Source organism: Streptococcus mitis (genome assembly GCF_019929545.1).
Taxonomy (GTDB): domain Bacteria; phylum Bacillota; class Bacilli; order Lactobacillales; family Streptococcaceae; genus Streptococcus; species Streptococcus mitis_BU.
Window position 1 is genome coordinate 31,907 of the sequence record NZ_JAHZPT010000012.1, and the last position, 9,729, is coordinate 41,635.

At 39.2% G+C, this 9,729-nt stretch carries 2 protein-coding genes; both read right to left on the reverse strand.

Annotation, left to right across the window (positions count from 1 at the left end):
- Positions 1-66: 66 nt before the first annotated feature.
- Positions 67-579, reverse strand: a complete 513-nt coding sequence (locus tag K1I71_RS05220) for an adenine phosphoribosyltransferase (protein WP_223330384.1) — start codon at positions 577-579, stop codon at positions 67-69.
- 313 nt (positions 580-892) lie between these two features.
- A complete protein-coding gene (locus K1I71_RS05225) occupies positions 893-9,502 on the reverse strand; it encodes a GEVED domain-containing protein (protein WP_223330385.1) in 8,610 nt (2,869 codons plus the stop codon).
- Positions 9,503-9,729 lie beyond the last annotated feature (227 nt).

Consider the following 9,729-nt stretch of genomic DNA (forward strand, 5'->3'; position numbering starts at 1 on the left):
TCTAACTAGCTATAGTCTATTTTTATATCCTAATGTAGAGAAAACAGCCCTAGGGACTGTTTTTCATTAATAATTCATCAAAACTTTGTAGTCGTAGTCACCGATTTTTTCACGGCCATTCAATTCATCCAATTCAACAAGGAAGGCACAACCTGCTACAACACCACCAAGTTTTTCAATCATCTCGATTGTTGCCTTAACAGTTCCACCTGTTGCCAAGAGATCATCTACGATAAGAACACGTTGACCTGGCTTGATGGCATCCGCGTGCATAGTCAAGGTATCAACACCGTACTCTTTTTCATAGTCAGCAGAAATAACTTCGCGTGGCAATTTACCTGGTTTACGAACAGGTGCAAAACCAATTCCCAACTCAAAGGCAACTGGACAGCCCACGATAAAACCACGAGCTTCAGGACCTACAATCATATCGATTTTCTTGTCAGTCGCATACTGAACGATTTCACGAACAGCGTAGCTATAAGCATTCCCATCAGCCATCAAAGGACTGATATCACGGAAGGTAATCCCTTCCTTTGGATAATTTTCAATTGTTGCAATGTAATCTTTTAAATTCATCTTTTTCTTTCTTTCAAAGTTTTTACACTCTATTATACCATATTTTCTCCAAAAGAAGAAAGTATAACCAATATTTCCCAACTGATACTCAATGAAAATCAAAGAGCAAACTAAGAAGTTAGCTCAAAATACTGTTTTGAGGTTTCAGATGGAAGCTGACGTGGTTTGAAGAGATTCTCGAAGAGTATGAGAGCCTGATTTCTATGTCCACTCTGTAACTCTGGTAACAACAGCAAAAAGCTGATGAATCATTCGATTCATCAGCTTTAGGGATGATATGTTCATTACAAACAAATCATGTCAATTAGAAAGTTTAGTCTTCTTTCTTCTTGCGAGCTACAAGACCAAATCCGCTCAATACTCCGAGAAGTCCAAGTGCTGCTAGGCTAGCATGGTCTTCTGTACCAGTATTTGGCAATTCACGTTTAGTTTCAGTGTCTTTCGACACTGTAGTTTGTGCATCTTGTACTGGTTGTGCTGGAGTAGCCGGTACTTGAGGTTTAGCTGGCTGTTCAGGCATTGCTGGAGTAGCTGGCTCAACTGGTTGTACTGGTTGAGTTGGATCAACTGGAGTTGGCATTTCAACTTTTCTGAAGATATGCTTGATAGTTCCAGCTGGATCCGTTACAGTCTTCACATATTCGTAACCTGGAATTGTTCCTGGTTCTTTGGCTCCTGATTCAGATGATTTCAATGGATTTCCATTTTCATCAGTCCAAATCGTAGCACGATTGTTTGTAGGCTGAACATTTGGTTGTAAAGGTGATTTCTTCACTTTTCTGTAGATATGTTTAACTGTTCCATCTTTTTCTGTCACTGTTTCAACATATTCATATTCAGGAATATCTAGGACTGGTGACAACATATCGAATTCAAATCCTGGGATTACATTTCCTTCAGTATCTCTGATCAATCCTTTTGGTTTTTCAACTGATGGTGTTGGTGCTGGAGTTGTTACTTTTTCGTATACGTGCTCCACATCACCATTTGGAAGTTTCTTAGTTTCTACGAATTTGTATCCTGGGATAGATTTAGCTGGTTTTTCTCCTTCTTCTGTTGACTCAACTGGGTTATTGTCTTTATCAACAGTAATAAGGTTACCATCTTTATCCTTGAATGTTGTTGTTACTCGCTCGTAAACGTGTTCTGTATCTCCATTTTCTAGAGTCTTAGTTTCTACAAATTTATATCCTGGGATATCTTTCTTAGGAGTTGTTCCTTCCTCAGTTGTAGTTCCTTCGATTACGTGTCCGTCAGTATCTACGAATGATGTCGTTACTTTTTCGTATACATACTCTGTATCTCCATTTGGAAGTTTACGAGTTTCTACTACTTTGTAACCTGGAAGTTCTTTAGAAGTTTTAGCTGGTGTTGTTCCTTCTTCTGTTGTTGTTCCTGGAATTGGGTTACCGTTCTTATCTACGTGTTTAGTTGTTACTGGCTCGTAGATGTGCTTAGTATTCCCTTTATCATCCGTTTCAGTCTTAACAAGTTTGTAGCCTGAGATTTTTTCTGATGGGTTCTTACCATCTTTAGATGGGATAATTTCAGTTTCTTTACCATCTTTTCCTACTACTACAAATTTAGTGTCAGGACGAACTGTTGGTGTGTAAGAAGCTTTGATTGTCTTACCATTCTTATCTTTACGTACAACTTCTACTGGAGTAGCTTTTCCTACGAAGTCTTTTTCTGGAGTGAAGGTTACTTTACCAGTCGCATCGATTGTGTAAGTTCCTTGACCTGGTACTTCTTTAGTTGTTGATCCATCTTTAAACGTTGGAGCTACTGTAGTGTCTACATCACCTTTGAATACTGGAGTATTAGATTGAGGTTGTCCTTTAGCACCTTCAGATACTACGTTTTCAGTAGTTGTTTTACCTAATACAGTTGGAGTGTAAGTAGCTGTTACTGGTGTTCCGTTTTCGTCAACACGTTTAACTGTTACACCTTTAGCTTTTCCTACGAAGTCTTTTTCTGGAGTGAAGGTTACTTTACCGTTCTTATCGATTGTGTAAGTTCCTTCTCCTGGTACTTTCTTCTCAGTTGTTCCATCATCAAATGTTGGAGCTACTTTTTCATCGATTGGTACTGTTACAGTTTTACCGTTTACTTTAGTAGTTCCTGGTGTGAATACTGGAGTTTCTGATTGAGGTTTTCCTTTTTCACCGATTGATGTTACGTCTTTACCTGCTGGCGTTACTGGTAACACTACTGGAGTATAAGTAGCTGTTACTGGTGTTCCATTTTTGTCAACACGTTTAACTGTTACACCTGTCGCTTGACCAGTGAAGTCTTTATTTGGAGTGAATGTTACAGTTCCGTCTGGAGCTACTGTGTAAGTTCCTTCTCCTGGTACTTCTTTTGTAGTTGAACCATCTTCAAATGTAGCTGGTTTAGTATCATCAAGATCTACAGTTTTTTCTACACCGTTGACTGTAGTTTTACCTGCTGTGAATACTGGAGTTCCAGTTTGTTTAGCACCTTGTACATCAGTTGTAGTTACACCTTTTGCTTTTGGTGTTACTGGTTTAACTGTTGGTGTGTATTGAGCTGTTATTTCTGTACCGTTTTTGTCAACACGTTTAACAGTCGCACCGCTAGCTTTACCTGTAAATTGTGGTTCTGGAGTGAATGTCACTACACCATTTTCGTCGATAGTGTATGTTCCTTCTCCTGGTACTTCTTTAGTAGTTGAACCATCGTCGAATGTTGGTTTAACAGTTTCGTCGATTTCTACAGTTACTTCTTTACCGTTAACTGTTGTTTTACCTGGTGTGAATACTGGAGTTCCAGTTTGTTTAGCACCTTGTACATCTTCAGATACTACGTCATCTGATGTTGGTGTTACTGGTTTAACTGTTGGTGTGTACTTAGCTGTAGCTGGAGTTCCGTTTGTATCTTTACGTTGAACTTCAACACCTTGTGCTTTTCCTGTGAAGTTTGGTTCTGGTTTGAATGTTACTTCACCAGTTTCTGGGTTGATTGTGTACGTTCCTTCTCCTGGTACTTCTACTGAAGTTTCATCAGTTGGTTCACCAGTTTCTGGATCGATTAGTTTAGCTGGTACAGTTGGATCGATTGGAGTTTTAGTGTTTCCTTCAGTGAATGTTGGAGTTCCACTTTGCTCTTGACCTTGTGCACCTTCAGAAGTTGTTCCTTTTGCAGTTGGTTTAACAGGTGTGATATTTGGAGTGTAAGTTGTTGTTACAGCTGTTCCATTTTTATCTTGCGCTTGAACTGTTACTGGTTGAACTTGACCTGCGTAAGTTTTATCTGTTGGAGTGAATACTACAACTGGATCTTTACCATCTTCTGTTTTAAGAGTATATTTACCAATTACATTTCCTTTTGGATCTTTAGCTGGTACTTCTGGTGCTGGTTTTCCATTTTCACCTAATAATGTGTAAGTATCTGGATCGATATCTACAGATTTTTCTGTCTTAGCTCCTGTTACAGGATCTTTAACAACTGCTGATCCACCTGTGAATTTAACTGGTTTTTCTTGTGTTTGACCTTGAATATCACTAGAGTTAGCTGGTTCTGCTTTTGGAGAAGTTCCAACCACTGTTGGTGTAAATGTGCCAGTTGCTTGTGTTCCATTTGTATCAACACGTTTTACAGTTACACCTTTAGCTTTTCCTACGAAATCTGGTTTTGGCTTAAAGTGAACCGTTCCATCTGGATCTACTCTGTATGTTCCTTCATCTGTTACAACTTCATCAACTTCTTGTCCTGTAGTTGGATCAATTAGTTTGGCAGGTACATTTTCATCGATAGGTACTTCTTTTTCTTCACCATCAATCATCGCTTTACCACCATGGAATTGCGGTGTTCCACTTTGTTCTGCACCTTGAATATCCGCAGTTGCTACATGGTCTCCATCTGGATCTGCAGGAACTACTACTGCAGTGTAATCACCTGTTACAGGTGTTCCGTTTGTATCTTTACGTTGGACTTTGATTGGTGTTCCTTTTCCTGTAAATTGAGGATCTGGTTTAAATGTTACTTCTCCAGTTTCTGGATCTACTGTGTAAGTTCCTTCTCCTTCAATTGTTACAGAGTCTACTGGTTGACCAGTTTTAGGATCGATTAATTTAGCTGGTTCTTTAGTATCAATAGGAACTTCTACTTCTTTTCCATCAATAATTGTTTTACCAGGTTTGAATTCAGGAGTTCCTTTTTGTTCTGCTCCTTGAATATCTTTTGTGAATGTATCTACACCTTTTGGTGTTACTGGTTTAACAGTTGGTGAGTAAGTTGCTGTTGTTGGAGTTCCATTCGCATCTTTCGCTTGAACTGTTGCTGGTACTGGAGTACCTACAAAGTCTTTGTTTGGTGTGAATGTCACTTTACCTGTTGTTGGATCGATTGTATATGTACCAACTTCTTTTCCGTTAGCGTCTTTTGCTGGAATTGTTGTTTTGTCAGTTGGCTCACCTGTTTCTGGATCGATTAATTTAGCTGGTTGATCCGCATCGATCTTCATAGGAACTTTAGAGTTACCTGGTGTGAATGTTGGAGTTCCTTCTTGAGGTTGTCCTTGTGCACCTTCAGTTGTTTTTTCTTTTCCTGTTGGTTCTACTGGAGTGATGTTTGGAGTGTAAATTGTCGTTACTGGAGTTCCATTTGTATCTTTCGCTTGGATAGTAACTGGTTCAACTTCTCCTGCATATGTTTTATCAGTTGGTGTAAATACCGCAGTTGCTTTACCGTCTACAACTTTAAGTGTGTATGTACCGATAACATCTCCTGCTGGGTTTTTAGCTGGTACTGATTCTGCTGGTTGTCCATTTTCATCTAACAGTTTGTATGAAGTAGTGTCGATTGGCACTTCTTTTTCGACACCGTTAACTGTTGCTTTACCAGGTTTAAACGTTACTTCTTTCGATTGTTCAACACCTTGTACATCAGTTGTTTCAGCTGGTGAAGCAGTTGGTGTGACACCTACGATAGATGGAGTGTAAGTTGTGTTTACTTTAGTTCCGTTTTCGTCTTCTGCTTGTACTTTAGCTGGTTGTACTTTACCTTTGTATTCTTTATTCGTTGGTGTGAAGGTAACTTTATTGGTAGCTGGGTCAATTGTGTATTCCCCTACTTTGTTTCCTTCTGGATCCAAAGCATCTACTGGAGTACCAGAAGCTACTGGGTTACCTGAAGCATCAAGAAGAACCGCTGAGTTAGCTTTAATTGGAACTGATTTTTTCTCACCTTCGATTGTTGTTTCACCAGGTGCAAATGAGACTGTTCCATCTTGTGGCTGTCCTTGGATACCTGAAGATTCCGCTGGTGTTGCTGTTGGTGTGACTCCTACGATATGTGGAGTGTAAGTAGTGTTTACTTTAGTTCCGTTTTTATCTTCTGCTTGTACTTTAGCTGGTACAACTTTTCCAGTGTATGTTTTATCAGTTGGTGTGAATGTTACTTCACCTGTTGCTGGGTTTACTGTATATTCCCCTACTTTATTTCCTTTTTCATCTAAAGCATCTACTGGTCCAGTTGCTTCTGTTCCATCTGGATTTAATAGTTTTACAGAATTTTCTTTAATTGGTACTTCTGCATTTCCTGCTGTGAATGTAGGTATTCCTTTTTGTGTTTCACCTTGAATACCTGTTGAAGTAGATGGTTCTGCCGTTGGAGTTACACCTGTTACAGTTGGTGTGTACTTAGCAGTAGCTGTTGCTGTTGTCGGTTGACCATTTTTGTCTTGACCTACTGGTGCTGTTAATGATACATCAATACCTTTAGCAGTCCCTGTAAATTGTGGTTCTGGTGTGAAGGTTACCGCTCCAGTTTCTGGATTGATTGTGTAAGTTCCTTCACCTTTTACAGTTACAGTTTTCTCATCTGTTGGTTGTCCGGTCGCTGGATCTACCAATTTAGCTGGGTATTGTGCACTTGGTGTTACTGCATCTGGTGCAGTTCCATCACCATCTTTATCTACGTCGATTGAGAATTTAGGTGTTTTCGTTTGTGGTTTACCTTGGATATCTGTTGATTCTTCAGGTGTTCCTTTGATTTCTTTTGGAGTTACTGTTGGAATGTAACGACCATCCATAGAACCTTTAGCAGCAAGTCCAGCTAATTGAACTTGTTCACTTACTAGTTCTAGTTGGTCTTTAGCATCTCCTTCGCCGCCAACGATTTGACGTCCTTCATTACCCCAACCAGTAGTGTTACCATTAACGTCTGTACGACGGATTGAGATTCCATCTGCTGTACCTACAAAGTTTGCTTCTGGGATAAATTCTACATCTACATTTGCACCGTTATCAGTAATCTTGTATTTACCTTGACCTGGTACTACATAGTATCCATCTACTAGGTCAGCATCTGTTACTAATGTTCCGTCTGGTTTAACGATTTGTGATTTAACTGTCGTATCAATAGCATTGTCTTTATCAAAATCATAGTTCTTTTGACCGTATGCGTTAAATGCTACAGTAGATGTTTGAGTTGCACCTTGAACATCAGTTGTTTCTCTCTTAGTTCCACGAGGTGGGACTGTTTGCTGAATTTGGAAGTCTTCTACCTCACCTGAGTAGGCAATACCAGTAGCTTCCTTAACGTCAGCTTTATCGTATGCAATACGTAAACGAGTAGCTAATTTAGTAGCAGTTGTGTCTACGTTTTGGTAGTCATTTGTCCAAGTAAGTGTTACTTTTCCATCCTGTGTAACTTCTGTTACACCTGCACCTTCGCCTTCATCGAATTTACCATTGCCGTTGAAGTCGATCCAACCGTTAACATAAGCTTTAGCTTCTCCATCTAGGTGGGCATCAAAGGTCATTGAGTAAGTTCCATCATTAACTTTTTTAAGTTTGTAGTTATCGTTTGGAGCTACTTCGTCACCCATTAATTGACGAGCACCTTCATCTGCATCACCGATACCATTGATATCATCGTATACAAAAGCACTTGTTTTGTTAATTGGAGTTGTACGTACGTCAACGTCAGCTGGAACAGATCCTAGGTATGGTTGTTTTTGTCCATCAGATTTAGAGATAGAGTGGGCTACACGTCCGTATGAAGCTGGAGCGTCCCCTTCATCTAGGACCATAAATCCTAGCATAGATCCTTGTTGACCTGCAGAAAAGATGTACATACCAATGTTTTTAGCATTACGCGTCATTACCAATGGAGTAGAGAAACCTGAATCACGGTGAGTTGAGACCGGTCCAAAAACTTGTGTCCCTAATCCATCTGTGTGATATTTACCATCTTCTGCTTTCATCGCAATAACAGTATCTGATGTCACAGTTGTATTGAAGAATCCTGCAGCTTTATCCTCTTTGAATTTTTCAAAGGCTTGTTTCCCTGAACCTTCAAGAGTATATTCTACCCCATATTGTTTACGATAACCATCTTGCCCATGTCCGGCAGAAGGCAATGTTCTGTATTCATAAGTTTCTGCAGTATAAGAACGAGCAGTACTATATCTTGGTGTTGTGTTTGATAATTCAGTTACTAATTCAAATCCATCTCCATCTGTTTTGTAGATTTCAACTTCTGACGAACCAGCTTCTTCCCCTGTTAAGAATACAACGTTTGAAGGTACTTCTTTACCATTTAAAGTAGATTTAACCGAGAATTCTACCCCTACGTTAGCTCCATCTTTAACAGATTGGATAACTGTTTTACCTTTAGTATCCATACCGTTTGTTTTTGCAACAGAGTAACTTCCTTGTGTTACTACTTTTAATTCAGCTGGAGTTCCATCTTTGTACTCATTAATAGCATTGGCATCATATCCTGCTCCACCACGTTTTTTGTACTCATCAGTTGAGTTAAATGGTGCTAATTTAGTAACTGTTAAGGTTACAACATATCCAGGTGAAATTTCTTGCGTGAATTTTGTTCCTACTTGAAGAGTATCCCCTGCACCAAGATTTTCTACAGTTGCTTTACTGTTATTGATATCAAACCATTTGATTTGTTTAGTCAAACGCTCTGTGTTTTTATCTGCGTACTTCTTCCAGTGATTGATTTGCTCATCTTCTGAAAGTGGTGGTTCTGCTACTGTATCAGCTACGTCAGCTAAGACATATGAGAACTTACCATCACGGTTGATTCCTGCATTTTTCAACTCATTGTAAACTGCAAGGATTGATTCGTTAAGACGATCCAATTGAGCATCTACTTGCTCTTTTGTGACACTCTTATCAGCAAGAAGAGCTTTTGTTTCGACAAGAACTGCTTGGTTTTTAGCGACCGCTGCTGTAACTGCTGCTTTATTTTCTTCTTTGACGTCAGCCTTAGCAAGTTCAGTCTCAGCCAATTTGTTAGTTACTTCAGCTTCTGATGATACTTGTGTAAGAGTTGTTGTTGCGACTGAAAGAGCCTTTTCAGCGGGAGTAGCTGTTTTTTCTGCTTCAGCTTTTGCTGCTTCCTTATCAGCTGCTTCTTTCTTTTCTAAGCCAGCCGCATCAGACTCAGCCACTACTGTACTCAAAGCTACAACAGTTTCAACTTGTTTGTCTACTTCTACTTGACTAACTTCTGCTTTTGCAAGAGTTGCTTTAGCTGTTGCCAATACGTCCTTAGCTGAACTTACTACTGAAGCGTCTGCGTATTTAGCGTTAGAAAGTTTTGATTCTAAAGCAGCAACTTTAGCTTCAAGTGTAGCTTTATTTGCTACTTTAACTTCAGGTTTCACTTCTGTAGCTTTTTCAGTTTCTGGTTTTACAGTTTCTACTGTTTCAACTGTTTCAACTTTAGCCTCAGGCTGTTCCTTATCATCTTGACTAGGAGCAACTGTTGAGATAGCTGTTTCAGTTGGTTGTACTTCCGTCGCTGATACTGCACCATTTCCAAGGAACATCAAACCAGCCGCAATCGCTACGGATGCTGCTCCAAAGCTATATTTACGAATCCCATAACGGATGTATTTTTCTACTCTAAAATCTTGTTGTTGCTTGCCTTTCATCGAGACTAACAACCTCCTTTTATTTTCATCATGTTAGTTAAAAATTTCCCAAAAAATCCCTCAGCAATTTTTTTACATAATTGAGAGGAAATTTTATATAATTCACAATTAACATGTATTTTAATTATATCATATCCCAGCCCATTACACAAGGGCACCTCTAAAAACCTATCCAATGGACACCAAAATATGAGATAATAGCCTTATCATAAGATGAGGTTATTATT